General features: G+C 62.3%; 14 protein-coding genes. 6 read left to right on the top strand and 8 right to left on the bottom strand.

What is annotated here, in order from left to right; genetic code table 11:
• Positions 1 to 140 precede the first annotated feature (140 nt).
• The 5 genes from RB548_RS01060 (at position 141) to RB548_RS01040 (ending at position 13,081) form a co-directional block, all read left to right on the top strand.
• Positions 141 to 7,679, top strand: a complete 7,539-nt coding sequence (locus RB548_RS01060; RefSeq protein ID WP_331373229.1) for a type I polyketide synthase — start codon at positions 141 to 143, stop codon at positions 7,677 to 7,679.
• A complete protein-coding gene (locus RB548_RS01055) occupies positions 7,676 to 9,091 on the top strand; it encodes an aminotransferase class I/II-fold pyridoxal phosphate-dependent enzyme (protein WP_331373228.1) in 1,416 nt (471 codons plus the stop codon). The genes RB548_RS01060 and RB548_RS01055 overlap by 4 nt, the downstream gene beginning before the upstream one ends.
• 94 nt (positions 9,092 to 9,185) lie before the next feature.
• Positions 9,186 to 9,989 carry an SDR family oxidoreductase gene (locus tag RB548_RS01050; RefSeq protein WP_331373227.1) on the top strand — a complete coding sequence of 268 codons (804 nt, stop codon included), beginning with the start codon at positions 9,186 to 9,188 and terminating at the stop codon, positions 9,987 to 9,989.
• Positions 9,990 to 10,153: 164 nt separating this feature from the next.
• Positions 10,154 to 11,746 carry an LTA synthase family protein gene (locus RB548_RS01045; protein WP_331373226.1) on the top strand — a complete coding sequence of 531 codons (1,593 nt, stop codon included), beginning with the start codon at positions 10,154 to 10,156 and terminating at the stop codon, positions 11,744 to 11,746.
• 15 nt (positions 11,747 to 11,761) lie between these two features.
• Positions 11,762 to 13,081, top strand: coding sequence for a capsule biosynthesis protein (locus tag RB548_RS01040; protein WP_331373225.1), 1,320 nt, complete (start codon positions 11,762 to 11,764; stop codon positions 13,079 to 13,081).
• Positions 13,082 to 13,088: 7 nt separating this feature from the next.
• Here RB548_RS01040 and RB548_RS01035 read toward each other — a convergent pair whose 3' ends face one another.
• The 8 genes from RB548_RS01035 to RB548_RS01000 all read right to left on the bottom strand — a co-directional run bounded on the left by RB548_RS01035 (position 13,089) and on the right by RB548_RS01000 (position 22,532).
• The gene (locus RB548_RS01035) at positions 13,089 to 14,099 is read right to left on the bottom strand and encodes a KpsF/GutQ family sugar-phosphate isomerase (protein ID WP_331373224.1); all 1,011 of its coding nucleotides are present in this window, start codon (positions 14,097 to 14,099) and stop codon (positions 13,089 to 13,091) included.
• Between the two features lie 146 nt (positions 14,100 to 14,245).
• The gene (locus RB548_RS01030; protein ID WP_331373223.1) at positions 14,246 to 14,701 is read right to left on the bottom strand and encodes an RrF2 family transcriptional regulator; all 456 of its coding nucleotides are present in this window, start codon (positions 14,699 to 14,701) and stop codon (positions 14,246 to 14,248) included.
• Positions 14,702 to 14,960: 259 nt separating this feature from the next.
• Positions 14,961 to 15,170: a hypothetical protein gene (locus RB548_RS01025; RefSeq protein ID WP_331373222.1), complete on the bottom strand. Its 210-nt coding sequence runs from the start codon at positions 15,168 to 15,170 to the stop codon at positions 14,961 to 14,963.
• Positions 15,171 to 15,674: 504 nt separating this feature from the next.
• Positions 15,675 to 18,209 carry a protein translocase subunit SecD gene (secD, locus tag RB548_RS01020; protein ID WP_331373221.1) on the bottom strand — a complete coding sequence of 845 codons (2,535 nt, stop codon included), beginning with the start codon at positions 18,207 to 18,209 and terminating at the stop codon, positions 15,675 to 15,677.
• A gap of 114 nt (positions 18,210 to 18,323) precedes the next feature.
• Complete coding sequence (locus RB548_RS01015) at positions 18,324 to 18,734, bottom strand: hypothetical protein (RefSeq protein ID WP_331373220.1); 411 nt, start codon at positions 18,732 to 18,734, stop codon at positions 18,324 to 18,326.
• A 191-nt stretch (positions 18,735 to 18,925) separates the two neighbouring features.
• Positions 18,926 to 20,539 (bottom strand): 5-guanidino-2-oxopentanoate decarboxylase, encoded by a 1,614-nt coding sequence (locus RB548_RS01010; protein WP_331373219.1) that lies wholly within the window; start codon positions 20,537 to 20,539, stop codon positions 18,926 to 18,928.
• Positions 20,536 to 21,726: a pyridoxal phosphate-dependent aminotransferase gene (locus tag RB548_RS01005; RefSeq protein ID WP_331373218.1), complete on the bottom strand. Its 1,191-nt coding sequence runs from the start codon at positions 21,724 to 21,726 to the stop codon at positions 20,536 to 20,538. The genes RB548_RS01010 and RB548_RS01005 overlap by 4 nt, the downstream gene beginning before the upstream one ends.
• A gap of 191 nt (positions 21,727 to 21,917) precedes the next feature.
• Positions 21,918 to 22,532 (bottom strand): TetR family transcriptional regulator C-terminal domain-containing protein, encoded by a 615-nt coding sequence (locus RB548_RS01000; protein ID WP_331373217.1) that lies wholly within the window; start codon positions 22,530 to 22,532, stop codon positions 21,918 to 21,920.
• A gap of 275 nt (positions 22,533 to 22,807) precedes the next feature.
• Here RB548_RS01000 and RB548_RS00995 point away from each other — a divergent pair, with 275 nt between their 5' ends.
• On the top strand, positions 22,808 to 23,581 hold the full coding sequence (locus RB548_RS00995) for an ABC transporter ATP-binding protein (protein ID WP_331373216.1): 774 nt from the start codon (positions 22,808 to 22,810) through the stop codon (positions 23,579 to 23,581).
• Positions 23,582 to 23,586: the final 5 nt, after the last annotated feature.

Below are 23,586 nucleotides of genomic sequence, written 5' to 3'. Positions count from 1 at the left end.
GCTCACTAATACAGCGGGGACGGCTAGACGAATAAAATCGGGGAAAATAACAAATCGGTACTCTCGCCAATTGCAATTTACGTTTGGCACGGCAATTGGCTAGGACAATTTTAACGGCAGTTTAGAGCGTTCGATCATACATGACTGTTGAAATCATAGGGCGTGCATGCCTTGCCCCCGGAGCGAAATCGCCGGAGGCGCTGTTCAAGATTCTTCGGCAGGGCAAATGCACCGTATCCAGTGTTCCCTCGGACCGCTGGGATTTGGCTCGCTTTTGGCATCCCGTCATGGGCGTGCAAGGCAAGACCTATTCCTTTGCGGCCGGTGTGCTCGATCAAATCTATGATTTCGATCCGGCCGTCTTTGGCATGTCTCAGCGGGAAGCCATGTACATGGACCCGCAGCAGCGTGTGCTCTTGCAGCTCGCCTGGCGCGCGCTTGAAGACGCCAATATTTCCATGGCGTCCCTCCATGGCGAGAATGTCGGCGTCTATGTCGGCGCGTCGAGCCTCGACCACGCCAACCTGACGGTCGAAGATCCGGCCGCCGCCGGTCCCTATTTCATGACCGGCAACACGCTGTCGATCGTCTCAAACCGCATCTCCCACATCTTCGGGTTGAGCGGGCCGAGCATGACGGTGGATACCGCCTGTTCCTCCTCGCTCGTGGCGCTCGATCAGGCGATGCGGGCTCTCAGCGCCGGCGAGATCGACACCGCGATCGTCGGCGGCGTCAATATTCTTGCCCACCCCCTTCCCTTCGTCGGCTTCGCCCAGGCGCGGATGTTGTCGCCGGAAGGCCTCTGCCGGGCCTATGACAACGACGGCGCCGGCTATGTGCGCGCCGAGGGCGGCGTCGTCTTCATCCTGCGCCGCTCGGACCGGGCGCGCCGCGAACGCGACCGCAGCTACGCCAGGATCGTGGCGACCGGCGTCAATTCCGCCGGCCGGACCAATGGCATTTCGCTTCCTTCGCGCGAGGCGCAGGCCAATCTGCTCAGGGCCATTTACGAAGGCAACGGCATCGACGCCAACCAGGTCGCCTTCGTCGAGGGCCACGGGACCGGAACAAAGGTAGGCGACCCGGCGGAAGTATGGTCCATCGGCACCGTCATTGGCGCCAAACGCAGGGCGCCGGTGCCGATCGGCTCCATCAAGTCCAATATCGGTCACACCGAGCCGGCCTCCGGTCTGTTCGGCATGATGAAAGCCATCCTGGCGCTTGAGCACAACTACCTGCCGGCGTCGCTGCATTTCGATACGCCGAACGAACACATCGATTTCGACGGACTGAACGTTCGCGTCACCGCCAACCCGATCGAACTGCTCAAGGGCAAGCGTGCACGGCTTGCCGGCATCAACTCGTTCGGCTTCGGCGGCGCCAACGCGCACGTGGTCATCAGCGATCCGGAAACGGCACAGGAAGAGAAAGCCGCGCCTTCGTCGGCCGGTCACGTGTTCATGGCAAGCGCCCACACGGCGTCGAGCCTCGAGAACCTGTTGAAGGAGTACAAGGCGAGCTTTGCGAGCGCGTCGAAGGAAGAGACGCGCGCGATGATCGCCGCCTCCGGCGCCAACCGCACCCATATGCGCCATCGCTTCGCGGCGCGCAGCGATCACCCCGAAGATATCGTGCGTGCAATCGCCAGCCATCTGGACAAGCCCCGCTCCGACATCGGCGAAGTGGGCGAAGCCCCGGTGAAGGATGCAAAGGTCGCGTTCGTCTTTTCGGGCAACGGCTCTCAATGGGCCGGCATGGGCGTCGAAGCCTTCCGCGAGAACTTGCACTTCCGTCAGTCCTTCACGTCCGTCAGCGCGCTCTTCAAGTTCCATTCCGACATCGTCCTGACCGACCTACTGACGGATCCGGAGCTCGACAAGAAGCTCTCGGATACGAAGATCGCGCAGCCGCTGCTTTTCGCTGTGCAGGCTGCTCTCTCGGATTCTCTGGTCGCGATGGGCATCAAGCCGGCTGCGGTATTCGGCCACTCGGTCGGCGAGATTGCAGCCGCCTATGCGGCCGGCGCCCTGTCGCTCGTCGATGCCGTGTCGATCGTTGCCAAGCGGTCGCTGCATCAGGATCTCCTGGCGGGCCAGGGAACGATGGCGGCCGCGATGCTTGGCGAGGACGCGGCCCAGGCTTTCGCGCAGGCCCGCGGTCTCAACGAGCTCTGCGTCGCAGCCGTCAACGCGCATAATTCGGTCACCATGTCCGGTCCGGCGCACGAAATCTCCGCTTTCCGCGACGCCGCGCGCAAGGCCAAGATCCCGGTCCAGATCCTCGACATCAACTACCCGTTCCACCATCCGGTCATCGACCAGGCAAAGCAGGCGTTCCTTTCCGACATTCCGGACATTGCCCCGCGGCGGACAGAGCTGACCTATCTCTCGACCGTAACCGGCGCGGCACTTGAGGGAACGCAGCTCGACCCGGACTATTGGTGGAAGAACGTCCGCGAACCGGTCCGCTTCCAGGCCGCAGCGGAGGCGGCGCTCGAACTCGGCTGCCGGCTTTTCATCGAAATTTCCCCGCGCCCGATCCTGGCATCCTATGTCAAGGAAACGATCAAGCAGGCCGCCTTCCCGGCGGCGGTCGTCCCGACATTGCTCCGCGACGTCGGCGAGAGCGGTCACGATCCGATTTCGGCGTCGATGGCGCGCGCGGTCGCGCACGGTGCGGCGGTCGACCGGCCCCGCGTCTATGGCAAGCGCAACGCTTTCGTCGAATTGCCGGCGCTGCCCTTCGAACCGGTCGAGCTGCGGCCTGCGGCCACGACCGATTCCACCGACCTCTTCGGCCGTGCCGCCCGGCCTTATCGCCTGACGGGCTGGCGCAGCGATCCGAACAGCGGAAGCTGGAAGAACCACGTCGACGCGCACCTCTTCCCGGATCTGGCGGAGCATGTCGTCGACGGCAAACCGATATTGCCGGGTAGCGGCTTCATCGAAGTGGCGGTTTCCGCCGCACAGCAGTACTACGGCAGTGACGAGGTGGAGATCACCAATATGGAGATCGTTCGCCCGCTGGAGCTCAATGACAGCCGCATCATGGAGCTGTCGACCATCCTGTCGCCAGAGACGGGCGACATCGAGATCCGCTCGCGCGAGCGCCTCTCGGAGGACGATTGGACGGTGCATGCCGTGGCGCGAAGCCGCAAGCCCGTGCCCGGAAAAAACAATGCCTCTCCGTCCTTCGCCAAAATGGCGAAAACGGCAAGTGTCGATCCTGCGAAAGCCTACGATACGGCGAAGCAATTCGGGCTCGACTATGGTCCGAGCTTCCAGTTGCTTTCAAAGGCCGTCGCATACGGCGACCGGGTCATCGAAGTCGAACTGAAGGCGCCGAATGCGGCCGGGCACCCGCTCGTCACCTATTCCCTCCATCCAATCTCGGTCGACGCCACGTTCCATGGGCTCGTTGCGCTCTTCGACCGCTTTACGGGCGACAAGGGCGGCGCACCCTACATTCCGGTTCGCTTCGGCTCCGTGCATGTCGTCAATGCCGGCCGGCCGATTGCCCGTGCAACGATCGAGATCGAGCGCGTCAGCGCCAATTCGATTAAGGCAAGGTTCCATTTCTTCGACAAGTCGGGCGAAGCGATCGCACATTTCGACGATTGCCGTTTCCGCCGCACCTATTTGCGCAAGCACAAGACGCTGGACGGGCTTTCCTTCCACTACGAGACAGTGCTCTCCGAGACGACGCCGGCCGACGCCAAGCGGGCCGCACCCATGCCGTCCTTGCTGACGGCGCCCGCCGGTGGCGACGACAGCGTGGACAACGCGACCCTGCTGTTCAACGCTGCGATCTACCGCGCCTGCCAGGAAATCGCGCTGAAGCTTGCAAGGGGGGGCGCCACGATCCGCGGCGATGCCCTGCCCGGCGACTTCGCCTTCCAGTGTTTCCTGACAAGCTGCCTCTACGTATTGGAGGACGCCGGGCTCAGCGAACATCAAAATGGTGTCTGGACGGTCGCGCGGGAGTTCAGCCTTCCGGCCGTGGCCGAAATCCTCGGCGAACTCTATGGCGAGCGTCCCGACCGTGCGGTCGAAGCCGTGCTTATCAACAATGCCCACGCCGAAGCCTTAAGCCGGCTTGACGCGCTCTTCGCCGCGGGGCCGGATGGCGACCACTCTCCGTCCTTCGCGGGCTTCATCAGCGACGCGACGCTCGACCACCAGGCCGTGCATTCCGTTGCGAGCCGGCAGCGCATGGAGCGGGTGCTCGGCGCGGCGGAACGGGCACTGACTGCGCAAACCACCGGCGTCCCCTTGCGCGTTGTCGAATTCGGAAGCGTGTCGACGGGTTTCACGCGTCGGCTCGCTGACCTCGCGGCGCGTCATGGCGCGAACCTGGTCGTCGCCGAACCGCGCGACAACGCGCAGCGCAACCTTGAGATCGCGTTCGAGAACGATGCGCATGTGCGCATTCTCAAGAAAAGCGAATTCGCGGCGATCGCGCCCTTCGACCTCGCCGTCAGCGCCTCGGACAATCTTTACCAGCTGATCGAGGATGAAGTCGCGCTGCGCACTGCATTGCGCGCGATGCTGCGCGAAGGCGGCGCCCTCGCTGCAGCCGTCAGTGCGCCCTCCGTCTTCGGTGACTTCGCTCTCGGATTGTCCGACGGCTGGTTTGCCCGCAGTCAGACGGCTGAGTTCCCGATCGGCAATCTTGCTGCCGTATCGCATTGGCAGAAATGTCTTTCGGATCTCGGACTGCGCGATATCGACGTCGCGGACCATGAGTGCGCACACGGCAACATCATTCTGCTCGAGGCCCGCGGCGCGACCGCGACGACAACATCCGGCGAGCCGGTGCAGGAGAACAAGGCCGTTTCCGGCCCCTACCTGATCATCCAAGTGGAAGGTACGCCCCACGACACCGCGTCGATGCCTGGCCACGCCGTACCAGTTTCGCTCGTGGGCGACATCGCCGTGGACGTTGCGACACTGCAGACGGCGCTCGGTACAATGGGCGAGAATCCTGTTCGCGCGGTGCTCGTTTCGCCCGCGACGGGTCGTGCGGGCGAAACCGATTCCGCCTCGCTGCAGACTTATGTGCTTGCGCTGAGCGCCTTCGCCGAAGCACTGAGGCAGCATCTCGCCGGCGCTGACGCGTCAGTCGACGACCGCGCTCGCCTGGTGCTCGTTGCTCCGGGCGGCGCGCCGGTTACTTCTGACGCAAGTGGCGTTGCGCTCAGTGGGGTGAATTCCGGCCTCTGGGCGTTCGCTCGCGTTCTTCAGAACGAGTACGAATTCCTCGATGTCCATTCGCTCGACCTTGGTGGTCCCGACAAGGCGAGCCTGGAGGATGGCATCGCGTCGGCATTGCCGCTGTTGACGGTGTCCGGTTCAAATCGTGAATGGTTGCTGGACAAGGCCACTGGATTGCTCTCGGAAATCCGCGCCGTCCCCGGCCCCGCCGTCAGAACGGAAGGCAAGACAAGTGCCTTCGCGGCAGCGACCATCCGCCAGCGCGTCAGCTCGCAGGTTGCGAGCATCGCCTGGGAGGAAGCTGACGTACCGCAGGCCGGAAGGGGCGAGATCGTCGTCGCGGTTGCGGCAACGGGGCTGAACTTCCGCGACGTCATGTGGGCAATGGGCCTTCTTCCCGAGGAAGCGCTCGAGGACGGGTTTGCCGGCGCGACGATCGGCATGGAGCTTTCGGGCCATGTGATGGCGGTCGGCGAAGGGGTCGACGACCTTGCCGTCGGCGACGCGGTCATGGCGATCGCATCTTCGGCATTCTCGACGCACGCGGTCGTTTCCCGCGCGGGCGTTGCAAAACTGCCGCGAACCATCAGCCCCGTGGCCGCTGCCACGGTGCCGGTCGCTTTCCTCACGGCCTATTACGCGATGGTCGAGCTCGGCCGCATCCAGGCCGGAGAGACGATCCTCATCCATGGCGCTGCAGGCGGCGTCGGCCTGGCCGCGCTCCAGGTCGCCAAGCTCAAGGGCGCCAAGGTCATAGCGACGGCTGGAACGCGTGAAAAACGGCGCTTCCTGGCGATGCTCGGTGCCGATCATGTCTTCGATTCGCGGTCGCTCGGTTTCGTCAACGACGTGCGCGCCGTCACCGGCGGAGAGGGCGTCGACCTGGTGCTCAACTCGCTGTTCGCCGAGGCGATGGAACAAAGCCTCGCGCTGGTGAAGCCTTTCGGTCGGTTCCTGGAACTCGGCAAGCGCGACTATTACGCGGATAGCAAGATCGGATTGCGGCCGTTCCGGCGCAATGTCAGCTATTTCGGCATCGATGCCGACCAGCTTCTGGTCAACGCGCCCGCGCTCACCAAACGCATCTTCATGGAAATCGGGGCGCTTTTCGAGGAAGGCAAGCTGACGCCGCTCCCCTACCGGGCCTTCGATTTCGATGAAATCGGCAACGCCTTCCGTCTGATGCAGAATGCCGGGCACATCGGCAAGATCGTCGTCCTGCCGCCGGTCGCCGGCAAGCACGAAATCGCCGTGAAGACGCATAAGGGAGTCAAGGTGGATGCGGACGGCGTTCATCTCGTTGTCGGCGGCATCGGCGGTTTCGGCCTCGCAGCCGCCAACTGGCTGGTCGAAAAGGGTGCACGCAGGATCGCACTGTGCTCGCGCCGCGGTCAGGCGGACGCCGAGACGAGCGCGGTGCTCGCGCACTGGAAGAAGGCGGGCGTGTCTGCTTCGCTCCATGCCTGCGACATCACCGACGCTGCCGCGGTCGACGGGCTTCTTGCGACGCTTCGCGCCGAGGTGCCGCTGCGTTCCGTCGTCCATGCGGCGATGGTACTGGACGACGCCCTGATCAGCAATCTCAACCGCGAGCGCAACCGGCCCGTGATCGATACGAAGGCCAAGGGCGCAGCAATCCTCGACCGGCTGACGCGTAACGATCAACTCGACAACTTTATCCTGTTCTCCTCGGCAACGACCCTGGTCGGTAACCCCGGACAGGCCAACTATGTCGCAGCCAACGGCTATCTCGAAGGCCTTGCCCGCGCCCGACGCGCGGAGGGCCTGGCGGGTCTCGCCGTCGGCTTCGGCGCGATCGCCGACGCCGGTTATCTCGTGCAAAACACCGACGTGAACGATCTTCTGGCCAAGCGCATCGGCAAGACCGCCTTGAAGGCCCAGGTGGCGCTGGACATGGTCGAAAGCCACATGGCCTCGGATCCCGGCACCGTCGATGCGGCGGTCGTTATGATTTCGGAGATCGACTGGACGGCCGCGCGCAACCTGCCGGTCGCCCGCAATGCGCTCTTCGAGGTGATCCTACGCAGCGCGGATCAGCATTCTTCCGGTGCCGAGGGCGCGAAGATGGACCTCGTCGCGATGATCGAGGGGAAGTCACCGCAGGAAGCGGAAGACATCCTGTTCGACCTGGTGGCAGGCGAGATCGCCGCAATCCTTCGCGTGTCGAAAGATACAGTGACCCGTGGCAAGATCCTGAAGGAAATCGGTCTGGACAGCCTGATGGCGGTGGAACTCGGCATGAGCTTCCAGCAGAACACCGGTTTCGACATGCCCTTGAGCGGCGTCGCCGACAATACGACGGTGGGCGATGTTGCGCGCAAACTCTATGAAAAGGTAAGCAAGCGAGACCAGGGCAACGATGGCGAGGCGGCCGATGACCGGCTTGTGAGCGAACTTGCACAGCGCCACGTCGGGGCTGATAGGGAAAAAGCACTGAGCCAATGAGCAACGACGGAAACGGCCAGACCTTCTCCAAGATGAACAGCAGCCTCAAGGAGAACCTGCTGGACAGGATGAGGAACACGCACCAATCGTCCGAGCGCAACCGCGTGGCGCGCTCGGAACGGGAGCTGCCGGCCCCTCCCCGTCGCCGCCAGGCGCGCTTCGAGGATCTTCCCGAATATAAGCAGGTGCTCACGCAAAAATTCGCAAGCGAGCAGTTGGGTATTGCCAATCCCTTCTATCGGGCACACCAGACGGCAGCCGGCGCGACGACCGTGATCGACGGTCGCACGATGATCAATTTCGCCTCCTACGATTACCTCGGGCTGAACCGCCACGCCCACGTGCTCGATAGAGCGCGCGATGCGATCGGCAACTTCGGGATTTCCGCTTCCGCAAGCAGGCTTGTTGCCGGGGAGCGGCCCGTGCATGTCGAGCTTGAGGAAAAGATTGCTCGCTTCTATGGCGTCGACGCGGCGGTTTGTTTCGTCAGCGGTTATCTCACCAATGTTGCCGCCATCAGTTGCCTGATGGGACCAAAGGACCTCGTCATCCATGACGAGTTCATCCACAACAGCGCGCTTGCCGGCATCAAGCTTTCCGGCGCTACGCGCCGTCTCTTCAAGCACAACGACACGACCGATCTCGAGCATGTGCTTCGTACCGTTGCCGGCGAATACCGTCACATCATGGTCATCGTCGAAGGCATCTATTCGATGGACGGCGATGTCGCGAACCTTCCCGCGCTGTTGAAGCTCAAGGCCGAATATGGCTTCTGGCTGATGGTCGACGAGGCCCATTCTCTCGGTGTTCTTGGGCGGCACGGCAAGGGTCTGGCCGAACACTTCGGCGTCGATCCCCACGAGATCGACATCTGGATGGGAACGCTGTCGAAAACGACGTCGAGCTGCGGCGGCTATATTGCCGGGAGCGAAGCATTGGCGGCGGTGCTCAAGGCATCGGCCGGCGGCTTCGTCTACAGCGTCGGCCTGGCACCGGTGCTCGGCGCATCGGCGGTCGCCAGCCTCGATATCCTCGAACGCGAGCCCGAACGCACCGCGGCGCTCAGGCGCAACGGCGGCCTGTTTCTCAAGCTTGCCAAGGAAGCTGGCCTCGATACCGGCTTGAGCGGCGGCTTCTCGGTCGTTCCGGTCATCGTTGGCGATTCGCTCCGCGCGGTGCAGCTTTCCAACGATCTGCTCGCGGCCGGAGTGAACGTACTGCCGATCATCCATCCGGCCGTACCGGAAGGATTGGCGCGGCTGCGCTTCTTCATCACCAGTGATCACACCGAAGAGCAGATCCGCCGTACCGTCGCGCTCACCGCCGAGCGCCTCAAGGATTTGACTGAACGGAATTTCGGGCTTGGTGGAGTCGATATCGAACAGATGTTGAAGGCGCTGTCGGCGCGGTAGGATCATTTCTTACGCAATTCCAAGAGAACCGTTACACGCGTTTCCGGAATTCTCTACAAACCTCTGCTCCCGAGCCGCAGGCGGAAACCTCAGCATGACCCATGTGATCATCACCGGTGGCTCGAGCGGCATAGGCCTGGCACTTGCCTCCGTCTACGCGAGCCGCGGCGCACGGCTCTCTCTCATCGCGCGCTCCCGTGATCTTCTGGAGCAGGCCAGGCAAAAGCTCCTCTCGGAGCATGGCGCAAAGGCCGGAGATGTCCAGGTGGAAGCAGCCGACGTTGCCCGGGAGGAAGAAATCGAAACGGCCATTCGGCGCTGCATCGAAACCTTCGGCCCCTGCGACATTCTCGTGACCTCGGCCGGCATCGTCGAACCGGCGCCTTTCGAGGAACAGCCAAGCACAGCCTTCCGCCGACAGATGGAAACGAATTTTTCGGGCACGGTGCACGCAGTGCGCGCCGTCTATGCGGACATGAAGCGACGGCGTGGAGGAAAGATCATGATGATCTCCTCGGGCGCCGGTCTCATCGGCATCTATGGCTATTCGGCCTACTGCGCGTCAAAATTCGCGCTTCACGGTTTTGCCCAGGCGCTGCGCAGCGAGGCGCGAAGGCATAATGTGCAGATATCGGTGAGCTTCCCGCCGGACACGGAAACCCCGCAGTTCAAGCGCGAACTCTCTCTGCGCCCGCGCGAGGCAAATGCGGTGATGGGAACTGTCCGGCCATGGCCGGCGGATGCGGTCGCCCGCAGGATTGCCGAAGGCATCGGCAGGGGACGTTTCGAAGTTTACTTCGGCGCGACCCTGTTCCTGCTCGGCCGGTTCGGCCCGGCCGCCAGGCCATTCATCAACTGGTGGCTCGATCGGACGATCGCACGCCACAGTGGACGGTGACCGCCGATATCCCCGACCGCGCTTGTACCGATCGGAGATAGGTTCTAAGTGTCGGGCGATTGCCGTGCAGCATTTCAAAGTGCTACAGCGACCTTAGCACGTCCGATTGGACGCGCGGCGCTGTAGGAGGACGCGGCGCGACCGATTGGCCTGAAGGTAACCGTTTGCCGCAAATTTCCTTTCATCTCCATGATTATCCGGCGGCGCTGACCCTTTTTTGCTATCTCCTGTCCTGCGCCGTGATTTTCTTCACGGATCGCTTTGCGCTGCCGGCGCGCGAGCGCAGGAGGAACAGGCCTCCCTATGGGCGCAATCAGGATATTGCCAACATCCTTGCGCGCCTGCCGGTTATAGCGCTCGTCTTTGCCGGTTTTTTCGCGATTTCCTGGCGGCCGCTCTATGCCGCTGCCGGCGTCATGAGCTTCTTTATCATCTTCACCGGCATTTCCCGCGCGAAGTTCAAGTTCATCCGCGAGCCGCTGGTATTCTCGGACATCGCCCTCGTTGCGGACGTCTTCAAATACAAGACGATCTTCTACGCGACTTCGCTGAATATCCTGTTCTGGATCGTCGCTTTCCTTTACGTGTTCGGCGTTTCCGCGCTCTACATGTATTTCGAGCCGAGCATCTTGCCCGAGCAGGGCAAGCTGTTCTGGATCCTGCTGATGATCCTCGTTGCCAGCGCGCCCTGGGGGCTTTTGTTTTACGGTCCGGTGAACCGACCGACAGCGGCTCTCGTGCAGCAGCTCGTCAGGGCCATCAACGTCAAGATGAATACGGTGCGCTTCGGGACGTTTGCCTCCGTCGTCTTCCATTTCATCATATGGCTGGGCGTGAAACGTGAAAAAATCGTCGCCGAAATCTCTGAACGGCTTCGCGCCGCCGTGCTGGATCTTATCGGGCACGAAGAAGCCCCGCTGATCGTCGTCTGGCAATCGGAATCCTTCATCGACATGCGCCACTTCGGCGTCGACACGATCAAGCTGCCGACGATCGACCGGCTGCGCAAGCAGGCGGTGCAGTGGGGCCGCCTCGGCAATGTGTTCGAGGGCGGCTACACCCTGCGCACCGAATTTGCAGTGCTGAGCGGACTTGTCCCGGACGATCTCCATGTCGATGCGAGTTATCCCTATCTGCGCGCCTCCCACTATGCGGACGTCGTCTGGCCGGGCAAATTGAAACGCGCCGGCTGGCAAACACACTTCATCCACCCCTACGACCGCACTTTCTTTCTCCGGCACAAGGCAATGCCGCAGCTTGGCTTCGACAAGCTCACCATGTTGGACGCCTTCGACCACAAGCCCGAGCGCGACGGGCTCTATGTCTCCGACGCGACGCTGACAGCGAGAGTGATCGCGGAAGCGGAGAAACTGCCGGAAGACGAGAGCGGCTTTTTCTTCGTCGCATCCATGGCCAATCACGGGCCATGGGAGCCCGGCCGCGTGGGTACGCTCACGAACCCGGTCGATATCTATATGGCAATCCTGCAGCAGTCGGATGCCGCCCTCAAGCAGTTGGTCAACCGTCTCAACAAGCTTGAGCGTCCTGTGTGGCTCGTCTTCTACGGCGACCATGCGCCTCTTCTGAAATCCTTTGCGGACCCTTTCCCGGATCCCCGCACGGACTATTTCATCGTGCCGCTCGCCAAGGCCCGCCCCGCCCAATCCGGTGCGAAAGCACCCCAGGACGAGGACCCATGGAACCTGATACGGTCGCTGCTCAGACATGCGAACCTGCAGAAGGACACGCTGCAATAGCGGCGGCGACTGACAATGACAGCAGCGGACACGACGATCAATAGCTCGACACCACGGACGTTCCTGTTTCTGCAGGGCCCCTCGTCGCCGATCTTTGCCAAGATCGCCACCCGGCTCGAGGCATTGGGCCACACCTGTCTGCGCATCAACCTCAACGTCGGCGACCAGATCTTCTGGCGACGCGGGGGCGCCTTCAATTATCGCGGCTCCATGTCGGCGTGGCCGACCTATGTTGAGGCCTTTATTCGGCGCCACGCCGTCAGCGACCTGGTGCTGCTTGGCGAAGAGCGCCCCTGCCATAACGCCGCGATCGCCGCAGCCCGCCAGACAGGCGTTGCCGTCTTCATCGTGGAGATGGGCTATTTGCGCCCGGACTGGTTGACGCTGGAGCGCGGCGGCATGTCGTCCAATTCGCATTTTCCGGTCGAGCCGGACCAGATCCTGCGAGCGGCTGCTGGCCTGCCGGAACCGGACTGGCGGCGGCGTTACGAACAGTCTTTCCTCGCCGAAGCAGCCTACGATCTGCTTTACAATCTTCCGAACGTCTTCCTTTGGTTTCTTTTTCCGGGCTATCGCCGACACGGGATCTTTCATCCCCTAGCGGAATATGCGGGGTGGCTCTTGCGCCTCAGCACGCAGAGCCGGCGACAACGGGCAGCCGGTGCCCTCATCCGCTCGCTAACCTCGGAGGCGAGCGATTATTTCGTCTATCCGCTGCAACTGGAGACCGACTATCAACTGCGTGCGCACTCGCCGTTTAACAGCCAGACGGAGGCGATCCGCGCGATCCTTGCCTCCTTCGCGCGCCACGCACCCGCAGCCATCAAACTGGCAATCAAGACCCATCCACTCGACAACGGCCTCATCCGCTGGCGCAAGATCGTCGTTGAAGAAGCCGGCAAGATGGGAATCGCAGACCGTGTCACCTTTCTCGATGGCGGCAATCTGGACGCTTTGGTGCTGGGGAGCGCGGGCGTCGTTACGGTCAACTCGACCGCCGGCCTGCATGCGTTGAAGCAGGGCAAGCCCGTAAAAGTGCTCGGCAGTGCCGTATTCGACATTGCGGGGCTGACCGATCAGCAGCCGCTCGACGCGTTCTGGCTGTCCCCGCAAGCGCCTGATCCGGACTTGAGCATGGCCTTGTTCAGATTGATGGCCGCGGCCATCCAGGTCCGTGGCAATTTCTATTCAAGCGCAGGCACCAGCGCCGGCGCAAACGCGATCGCGGAGCGTTTGCATCGGGGCGTCGTCAACGAGCCCGGGGCTTTCGTCGACCCTCCGCCCCGGCGAAAGCCGGCGAAAAGCACACTGCCCGCCGCCTTTGCCAGTCGCTAGAGCCCGATCACGCCACGCCGGCGCGCAAGAGATCATGGATATGGAGGATGCCGATCGGGAGTCCGGCGTCGTCTACGAGAAACAGGACCGTCACCTTGTGTTCCTGCATGAACTCCATGGCGACGCTGGCAAGCACGTCGCCTTTGACGACCCTCGGATTGTGCGACATCACGTCCTCGACCGGCTGAAGCAGCAGGTCGCCTGCCATGTGGCGGCGCAGGTCGCCGTCGGTAATCACGCCGATCAGCGCACCCCGTTCGTCGACAATGCCGACGACGCCAAATCCCTTCGACGACATCTCGATGACCGCTTCGCTCATCGGACGGCCGACCGACAGCAACGGCACCTGTTCCGCCACATGCGCAAGTTCATGCACGAGGCGCAACTGTGCGCCGAGCTTGCCGCCGGGATGGAATGTCTTGAAATCTTCAGCCGAGAAGCCGCGACGCTCCAGGAGCGCGATCGCCAACGCGTCTCCGACGGCGAGCTGCAGCATGGCCGACGTCGTGGGAGCAAGGCCGTGCGGGCAGGCTTCCGGAACCTTCGGCAGCACCAGGGCGATTTCGGAATTGCGGGCAAGAATACTGTCGCGATTGGCGCAGATCGAGATGACCGGCACCTTGAAGCGCTTGGCGTAGGTGAGCATGTTGCCAAGCTCGGCAGTCTCTCCCGACCAGGAAAGCAGGATCAGGACATCCTGCGACGTGACCATGCCGAGATCACCATGGCTCGCCTCGGTCGGATGGACGAAATAGGCGGACGTACCGGTGGACGCCATGGTCGCCGCGATCTTGCGGCCGATATGCCCGCTCTTGCCGACGCCTGACACGACGACCCGGCCCTCGCTGTCGCCGATCAATTCGATCGCATCGACAAGGCTGCGCGCAAAGGCTTCATCCGTCGTCAGGTGATCGGCGAGAGCCTTGATCCCATTGGTTGCGGTCGTCAGCGTCCTGCCGATCGAATCCAGCATGGCGGAACGGGATTGCCCATCCGCTTTCACTTGTCTCAAGCCCATCGTTGACCCTAGTTTCCGCGACGAAATTGTCCGAAAGCCCGCCGTTTCAGCGGCAGTCGAAGCATATAAAAGGCTGATAAGCGCTTTTTCTTGGCAAACCAAGTCTATTTGCGCCTGTTTGCACTGAAACCGGCCGTGCTCGACCGTCAGCCCGCACGCTTTTCCTCGATAACCTCGTGCGGCAGCTCGCCATCACCCGCAAATTCCGCAAGCGTCATCGAATCGAGGATGGAGGCCATCGCGTCACGGACGGTCGTCATCGATATCCGTACACGACAGGTCTCGGGGTCGCTGCAGTCCTCGCAGACCTCATAGGCCGTGCGACTGGCGCAACGGATCGGTGCGAGGGGGCCGTCAAGCGTGCGTATGACGTGACCGATGCGAATCTCCGATGCCGGGCGGGAAAGCGAATAGCCGCCACCCGGTCCCTTCTTGGAACGCAGCATGCCGGCGTTGCGCAATTCGAGCAGAATTGTGTCGAGAAATTTTTTCGGAATGTTGTTGCGCAGGGCGATTTCATTGATGAAAGCGGTCTCGCCAGGTTCGAGCCGCGCCAGGTCGACGAGGGCCTTGAGGCCGTATTTGCCTTTCTTCGTCAGCATTCCCAGAAATTCTCCTCCCGGTCCCCGAACGCCGGGACCGTTGGCAGCAACACATCTCGTCTTGGCATAACACAAGAAACGCGTCGCCAGTACACAATTTTGGTCGACAATTCGGGAGGATGAAATTCGAAATTGATGGATTTATTGCCGCATTGCGACGGACGCTACAGCGCCGCGCGTCTTATCGGACGCGCAAAGGGCGCTGTAGCACTTTGAATCGCTGCATGTTTTTTCACGATTTAACGAAACATGCAGTAGGTCACGCCGCTGCAATGCCAACCTGATGGTTGCGGGCACTCTGGCCGGCGAGCAGGCGGCCGATGGCCGCACGCGCTTCATCGGCAGAGCGGAAACGTTGCGCGTCCAAGTCCCAGACGTGATACTTCACGGCCAAAAACTTCAACCGGTCCTCGTCAGGGACAACAACACCGACGGCCTCGCCGCCATATTCGATAACTTGCTTGCTCATGTAATACGCTCCTCCACGCCTCGCAGCGCGGATCATTCGATTCTCGGCAAAAGGTGAATTCTGGAAGTTCGGACGGTCACATTCGGCGAAGTGCGCGAAGGTGACGTTTCACTGTTGCACGACAATAGGAACGCGAGCCGCAGAAAGCGGCGGTCGAGACGATTCCGGACATGTCACTCTCCTTTGGCTGGGCCCGGCGCATCGCGCCGCGGCGGTTCATGAACAATGTGAGGCGGACTCCTGCCGCATCACGGTTCGCAAACTAGAATAATCTACCAAATTAGTCAATTCCAAAAACAAAGAGGAGAAAAATAATTCTCTCCGATCCTGTTTTGAACCGTCATGGCGACAATTCTATTTTTGTCGTCCCCGGTGGGACTCCGACGCTATCTAGGTAGCGACGAATCAATCTGCAAGGGACGACTGGTATAAAGACAGTACTTTCGGACGAAAAAGGGGCGGCCGGCCGGCCGCCCCTTTTTGGTTTTGCCATTTGTGATCGGATCACGCGGATGGCGTTCCCGGCTGCTGCGCCGCGGTGCGAGCGGCCTCGCGATCCTTCCACCAGCGGCTCAGGAACAGCAGGATCGGCCCACCGATATAGATCGACGAGGTTGTGGCGACGATGACACCGAAGATCATCGGCCAAGCGAAGCTGCGCACCGTTTCGCCGCCCCAGACCGCCATCGGCACCAGCGAAAGGGCCGTCGCCATCGAGGTGAAAATGCATCGCGCAATCACCTGGTTGATGCTCATGTCGATGAGATCGGAGAAGGGCATCGACTTGTACTTGCGCAGGTTTTCACGCATGCGGTCGTAGACGACCACCTTATCGTTCACCGAATAGCCGATCATCGTCAGCAGTGCGGCGATTGCCGTCAGGTTGAAGTCCACGCCGGTAAGCGCGAAGAAGCCCACCGTCTTGGTGATGTCGAGCAACAGCACCGCGATCGCGCCGACGGCGAAGTGCCATTCGAAGCGGAACCAGATGTAGAGCAGGATCGCCACCATCGCGAGACCGACGGCAAGGAAGCCCGAGCGTTGCAACTCGCCGCTGATCGTCGGCCCGACGACCTCGGTCCGCTCCAGGGTCGCGCCCGGAACGGACGCCGTCACCGCATCCTTGATCCGGTTCAGCGCCGCCGTCTGCTCCTGCTCGCCACCCGGCTGCCGCTGGACGCGGATGAGCACGGACTGGCCCCCGCCGAAGTCCTGCAGGGCGACCTCGCCGAGATTGAGCGCCTCGAGCCCGTGGCGCAGCGTCGGCAGGTCGATCTTCTCCTTGGCCGCTGCTTCGACCTGGATACCACCGACGAAGTCGATGCCGTAGTTAAGGCCCGGCGTGAAGAACAGGACGACCGAGCTGATCGACAGGAAGGCGGAGAAGCCGATCGCCTGGAAGCGGCGCTTCATGAAGGAGATGGTCGGCAGGTGCGGGACGCCGCCGAAGAGCGACGGAATCTCCAGCTTCTTCATCTTGCGGCGGACGACGACCTCGCGCATCAAGAGGCGCACGACGGTGACCGACGTGAACATCGAGATGATGATGCCGAGCATCATGGTGACGGCGAACCCGCGAACCGGACCACTGCCCAGCCAGAACAGGAGCACCGTGCCGGAGAGCGTGGTGACGTTGGAGTCGAGGATCGTCGCGTAGGCCTTGTTAAAGCCGACATCCAGCGCCTTCATCGCGCCGGCGCCCCCTTCGGTCTCTTCGCGGATGCGCGCGTTGATAAGGATGTTGGCGTCGACGGCCATGCCGATGCCGAGAATGATACCGGCAATGCCGGGCAGGGTGAGCGTCGAGCCGATCATGCCGAGAACGCCGATCGTCAGGGCTGTGTGCAGGACCAGGCCGACATTGGCGATCATGCCCCAGGCGCCATAGAGGACGACCATGAGGGCGACGACGAGGCCGAAGCCGGCGAGACCGGTGTAGAGACCCATGCGGATCGAATCGCTGCCGAGGTTCGGGCCGACCGAACGCTCTTCGATGATCGTGAGCGGCGCCGGCAACGCACCCGAGCGAAGGAGCGCGGAAAGAACCGTTGCCTCCTGAGCGGTGAAATTACCGCTGATCTGGCCACGGCCGCCGAGGATCGGCTCGTTGATGACCGGTGCGGTCAGCACCTTGCCGTCGAGGACGATTGCGAAGGGACGGCCGACATTTTCGCGCGTGATCTCAGCGAACTGGCGGGCGCCAAGCGAATCGAAGGTGAAGTCCACGACCGGCTGGTTCGTACGCTGGTCGAAGCCGACCTTGGCATCGTCGAGACGCTCGCCGGAAATGGCGACGCGGCTTTCGACCGGATAGCGGTTGCCGTCATTGGCGCCAGGAAGGATGTCGACGCCGCGCGGTGCCGGCTGCGTGACGTCCACGGTCTGATCGAGCATGTGGAAGCTCATCTGCGCCGTGGAGCCCAGGAGCTCGCGCAGACGGGTCGGATCCTGCAGACCAGGTAACTGGACGAGGATGCGGTTCGAGCCGACGCGCTGGATCAGTGGCTCGGCCACGCCGACCTGGTCGACGCGGTTGCGGATGATTTCCAGGCTCTGCTCGACCGCCTTGGTCATGCGGTCGGCAAGCCCTGCCTCGGTGATCGCGAGCGTTACCACGTCGCCGTTCGTCGTCACCTCGACCTCGGGAGCGGCGCCGCCGAAGCCGATCGCGCCGACGGGCGTCGCCAGCTCCTGCAGCTTCGGCAGCACCTTTTCGCGATCGGCCGCATCCGCGATGCTGACCGTTACGGCGTTGCCGCTGATGCGCGCCGACGAGGCGGAAACGCGTTCGCCGCGGAGAACCCGGCGGGTATCGTCAAGAAGCGTATTGAGCCGCGCCTTCTGCAGGCCGGCGCCGTCGACCTCGAGAACGAGGTGCGAGCCGCCCCTCAAATCGAGGCCGAGAGTGACCGGCTTGAAGGGCAGGACCGACGTGAATTGCTCTCTCATGGCTTGCGGCAGAACGCTCGGCACCGCCGCGAGGCATCCGAAGATTATGATCGCGACATAGGCGAGAACCGCCCATCTGGATGTACGCATTTGGAAATTCCGTAAACGCCTGAACGCGCTCAACCAGCGGCGTCCGGGTCAGGTTTTCATCAAAACTCCGGCGGACCGGAGATCGCCGGCCCACCAAACACACTGAAGGATGCTTTATGCCTGGGGTGGAGCGCGAATGCGTTCGCTGAAAAACGGCGCTCCTGCTACGACGTCCGCTTTCGGAACCGACGGCGGTCGAGCGTTGTTAAGGGCAGGCAAGCTGGCGAAGTCAAAGGGAAGAACCGGTGGGAGATCGCCCCCGGTGGTCGATTTTCCATCCGCCCGCTCGCCGACGAAACGGAGATCGGGCAAGGTAACGGCCCTGGAACCCTGCCGCACTGTCGGACGATCGGAGGAACCGGTGTCCGGCACAGCAACGTTGCCGGTCGGCGCACCTGCGGCGCGGCTCGAAACACTCTGCCCAACGGCAATGACCTGCATGGCAAAGGAGGCGCAGAATAGCCACAGCACGGCAAGGAGCCGGCTGGCCTGCATGCTCTTGCTGCCACCACCCAAGAGGTCCATCGAGGACTCTATCCCTTTTCTCGACCGGCCCTTTTTCTCGATCGGCCTTTTTCTCGACCGGGATGCCGGCGAGACGAAATTCAGCCCGACTACTACAGCCTAGCGAAAGAACATGGCCGGATTCGAGCGTGCGGCGCTCTTAACACCATTCCGAGGCGGAAAAGTCAAATCCGGCTCGGCTCGTTGCTCTGTCAGGCAGTAACGCCAACGGTCTTTGCCTGATGGATTTCAATCAGCGAGGGTCCGGATCGCGCAGCGGCCACAGCGAGCACGCGCGGCAGATCGCGGACATCGGCCAGCCGCTCGGCCGGGACACCATAGGCCCCGGCAGTCATCAGAAAATCCGGAGCGGAGGGCTTCACGCCTTCCGGGGTGATACCGGAATCGACCATGTAGGACTCGATTTCCTGATAGCCGTCATTGTTCCAGACGAGGAAGATCACCCTGGCCGCGGCATCGACGGCCGAGCCGATCTCGGCCAGCGAGAATTGGAAGCCGCCGTCACCGACGATGCAGACGACAGGCTTGCTGCGATCCGCCACGGCCGCGCCGACCGCAGCCGGCGGCGCATAACCCAGCGCGCCGTAACCGGTCGCGGAATTGAACCAACTCCGTTGCCGCGGCGCATCGCAATACAGGTTGCCGGCGTAGACGGCTTGCGTTGAGTCCCCGACAATCGTGCAATCCGGAAGTGCCCCATAGATCATGTTGATGACGGCCACTTCCGCACGCATCTTGGCGGACAATTCCTTCAGCGCTGCCTTGCGGGCCAATTCCGCACGCTCTGCGCCGTCTTTTGCAGCCACATGGCCGGGCAGAAAGCCCAGGATGCCCGCCGTCGCCATCTTTGCGCCCGACAGAATCGAAAGTGCTGCCTGCGGCCCGCGGGCAAGCTGCGCGGCATCGATGTCGGTACGGACGAGATTACGGAGTTCCGGGAAGCCGCCATCGGCATAAAGATCGTAGTCCGTTTGGCCCATCTCCGTGCCGAGCGCCAAGACAAGGTCGGCGGCCCGCAGCAGGGCGCGAACGGCCTTCAAGCTCGGGCTCGCCGGGACCCTCAGGGGATGGCCTGCAAGCATGCCGCGCGCGTTGACGGTCGTCACCACCGGCGCGCCGATCAGCTCGGCGAGTTGCTGCACTTCCGCCTCCGCCGTCAGCGCACCACCCCCGCACAGGATCACCGGGCGGGCGGCGTCGGCGCACAGGATCGCCGCCTTCTGCAAGGTTTCGCTGTCTGACCGCGGGCGGGTCGCAGCGGCGGGTCGCGGCGGCTTGCTCTCGATCGGCAGAGCCATCACGTCGGTCGGAATCTCGATATGCACTGGCCCGGGCCGCCCGGAAAGCAGGACTGCGAAGGCCCGGTCCACCACCAGCGGCAAGTCGGCGGGGTTAAGCAAGGTGTGGGAATAAAGCGCCAGCGTCTTCATCATCCCGTGCTGGTCGGGCAACTCATGCAGCAGGCCGCGGCCATGGCCGAGCGAATCACGACGGTTAACGCCGGAAATGACGAGCATCGGGATCGAATCCTGGCGAGCCTGCGCCATCGCCGTGATGGTATTGGTGAGGCCGGGGCCGGTGATGACGAGCGCAACACCTGGTTTGCCGCTGACGCGGGCATATCCGTCGGCCATGAAGCCCGCGCCCTGCTCATGCCTCGGCGTGACATGGCGGATCTTCGATGATGCAAGTCCGCGATAGAGCTCGACCGTATGCACGCCGGGAATGCCGAACACGACTTCGACACCGTTTGCCTCGAGGAGATCGACAAGGACCTCGCCTACGGTTTTCATTTCAGCAGTCATGCGCGGCGCTCCTTGCGGGCGGTCAAGCGTTCCGCAAGGGCGTTGATGCGCCGGCATGCTTCGTCAATATCGGAATCGAGAACGGTGAGGCTCACGCGCAGGAAATTCTGCGCTTCCTCGCCGAACGAAGAACCCGGCATCACCGCCACGCCTTCCTCTTCGAGAAGCGCCCAGGCGAACGCCTCGCCGGACAGGCCGGTGCCCGAGACGTCGATCAGCGTGAACATGCCTGCTTCCGGCGGCAGGACAAAGACGCCCGGCGCGTCGGCAAGACCGTCAACGATACGCCCGGCACGCCGCTTGTAGGCTTCGCGCATCCTTTTCGCCGTGTCGATCTCGTGCGTCAGCGCGTAAGCCGTCATATCGGCGATGAAGGGCTGCACGCCGAAAAGCATGGTTTCGGAGATCGGCAGGAGACGATTCGCGAATTCGACGGGACCGACCGCCCAGCCGCTGCGAAAGCCGGGTGCGGCATGCGACTTGGAGATGGAAGAGACGACCACGGTGCGCTCGGCGAGATCGGGATTGTCGAAGGGCGACGCGAACGCGGCATCGAAGACCAGTTCCTCATAGACTTCGTCGCAGACGATCCAGAGGTCGTGGCGACGGGCGACTTCGCCGATGGCGGCAATCTCGGCGGCGGTCAGCACCGCACCGGTCGGATTGTGCGGTGTGTTGAGGAGCAGCACACGGCATTCCGGCGTGATCGCCTTTTCCAGATCCTCCGCCCGCATGTGAAAACCGAATTCGGGTTTCAGCGGAACGAGGACATGGTGGGCACCCGTGGACCGGATGACGCCTTCATAGGTAGCATAGAGCGGATCGCCGACGAGCACGGCGTCGCCGGCCTCGACGAGGCCCAGCATGACGGCAAAGAGCGCCGTCTGCGTGCCCGGAAAGCACAGGACGTTTTCGGCAGTCACATCAGCGCGGCGCCGTCGGTATTTTTCGGTGAGAGCAGTGACGACGGCTGGTTCGCCGCGCCCGTTCGAGTAGCGGTACCGCCCCGCATTCATGGCACGCTGGCATTCGTCAAGCAGGGAGCGGGCGGGCGGCAGATCCGGCTCGCCGATCGTCAGCTCGATTATGTCGGCCCCTTCTGCCTTCAGTTGGCGCGCGCGGATGTGCAACGTCCATTTACCGGAGCCGAGATCAGCAAGACGTGAGGTGATCGACGCGTAGCGCAAATGTTTGCTCCCTTTTGATCCTTGTTTTTATGCATGTCGTTAACCCAAAACCGCTGAACACTTTTGGGCGACATGCCTTTGATTTTGTGCATGTCGTTATCCCAAAACCGCTGCACACTTTTGGGCGACGTGCCTTTGTTTTTATGCATGTCGTTAACCCAAAACCGCTGCACACTTTTGGGAGACATGCATTAGTTTTCTATCGGCAGGCCGAGGACGGCCTCGACCGAGGCCATGGCAATGCTGACCAGTTCGCCGTCGCGAAAGAGGTCGCCGGCAAGGCAGCCTTCGACCCAAAGCCCGTCTATGAGGCCGTTGATCGCAATCGCATGGCGGCGGCACTCCTCCTCGCTTGCGGGTCTGCCTTTGGCGGCAAGAAATTCGCTCAGCAGTTCCTGCAACGTGTTGCGGAAGGCAAGATAGCCTTCGCGGTGAATCTCTGCGAGGACCGGATCGACCCGCACCTGACTGATGAAGGCTGCCCAGAGAGAGACGCTGCGGCTGTCGGCAACCGGTTCGGTGAAGTTGACAGCAATGAATTCCCTTAGCCGCGTCGCAGGATCGCCCTCGACATTCTGTGCCTTCTCGGTGAGGGACGCGATGACGGCACGGTATGCCTCCGCGACCATCTGGTCCTTGGAATCGAAATAGTGGCGGACAAGCCCCGCCGTCACGCCGGCGCGGATCGCGATCTGCCGGACGGTCGCGCCCTTCAGGCCGAATTCCGAGATGCAATCGAGCGTCGCCTCGATTAGTTCCTGGCGCCGCTCGCCCTCGGGAGCGCGGTGAAATGTGCGGCGATTCACTGCAACCTCCAGTACGCAGCGCCGCGGAACCAGATCGTCAGTGTCAGCGAACCGGATCGCCTCATGCGTTGCTCCTGCGGTGATGCCTGTTCAGTCAGCGCGGCCAAAAAAACCGCGATGGGGTTATTATACGCTTGAATAATATCGGCACAAGTGCAACATTCCCCCCCAATGAAACAGCGTGACAAGCCGAAGATGCTGCACGAGAGAACGACCAGGGGAACTGTTTTCATGCTTTCACGGAAAGCTCTTCGAGCCACGGGAGTGGCGCGTCGATGACGGGTACGGCCCAGGCAATCGCGGTCACTGACCTGCACAAGCGTTTCGGGCCATTGGAAGTGCTGAAAGGTGTATCGCTTACGGCCCGACAGGGCGACGTGATCGCGATCATCGGCGGCAGCGGCTCTGGCAAATCCACCCTTCTTCGCTGTATCAACATGCTGGAATTGCCGTCGGCCGGGCGCGTCAGCGTTCACGGCGAAGAAATCCGCATGAAGTCAGACGGCCATGGCGGGTTGATGCCCGCCGATCGCAAGCAAGTGCAGCGAATCCGCACCGAGCTCGGCATGGTCTTCCAAAGTTTCAATCTCTGGCAGCACATGACCATTCTTCAAAACGTCATCGAAGTGCCGGTGCATGTGCTCGGCAAATCGAAGGCCGAGGCGATCGAGACGGCCGAAACGCTGCTGCGCCGGGTCGGCCTTTACGAGAAACGCGATGCCTATCCGGCCTTCCTTTCCGGCGGCCAGCAACAACGGGCGGCGATCGCCCGGGCGCTGGCGATCCAGCCGCTGGTGATGCTCTTCGACGAGCCGACCTCGGCCCTCGATCCGGAGCTCGTCGGCGAAGTGCTCTCCGTCATCGGCGATCTCGCGCGCGAAAAGCGCACGATGATCCTCGTCACTCACGAGATGAAGTTCGCCCGCGACGTCGCCAATCACATCGTCTTCCTGCACAACGGCGTCATCGAAGAACAGGGGTCGCCCGAGGCGATCTTCGGTGCGCCGAGATCCGAGAGGCTCAAGAGGTTCATCAGCTCCATTCACTGAATTCC

This window comes from Sinorhizobium chiapasense, from assembly GCF_036488675.1.
GTDB lineage: Bacteria > Pseudomonadota > Alphaproteobacteria > Rhizobiales > Rhizobiaceae > Sinorhizobium > Sinorhizobium chiapasense.
Note: the sequence above shows the minus strand (reverse complement) of the source record. Positions and strands in the feature narration are given on the sequence as shown.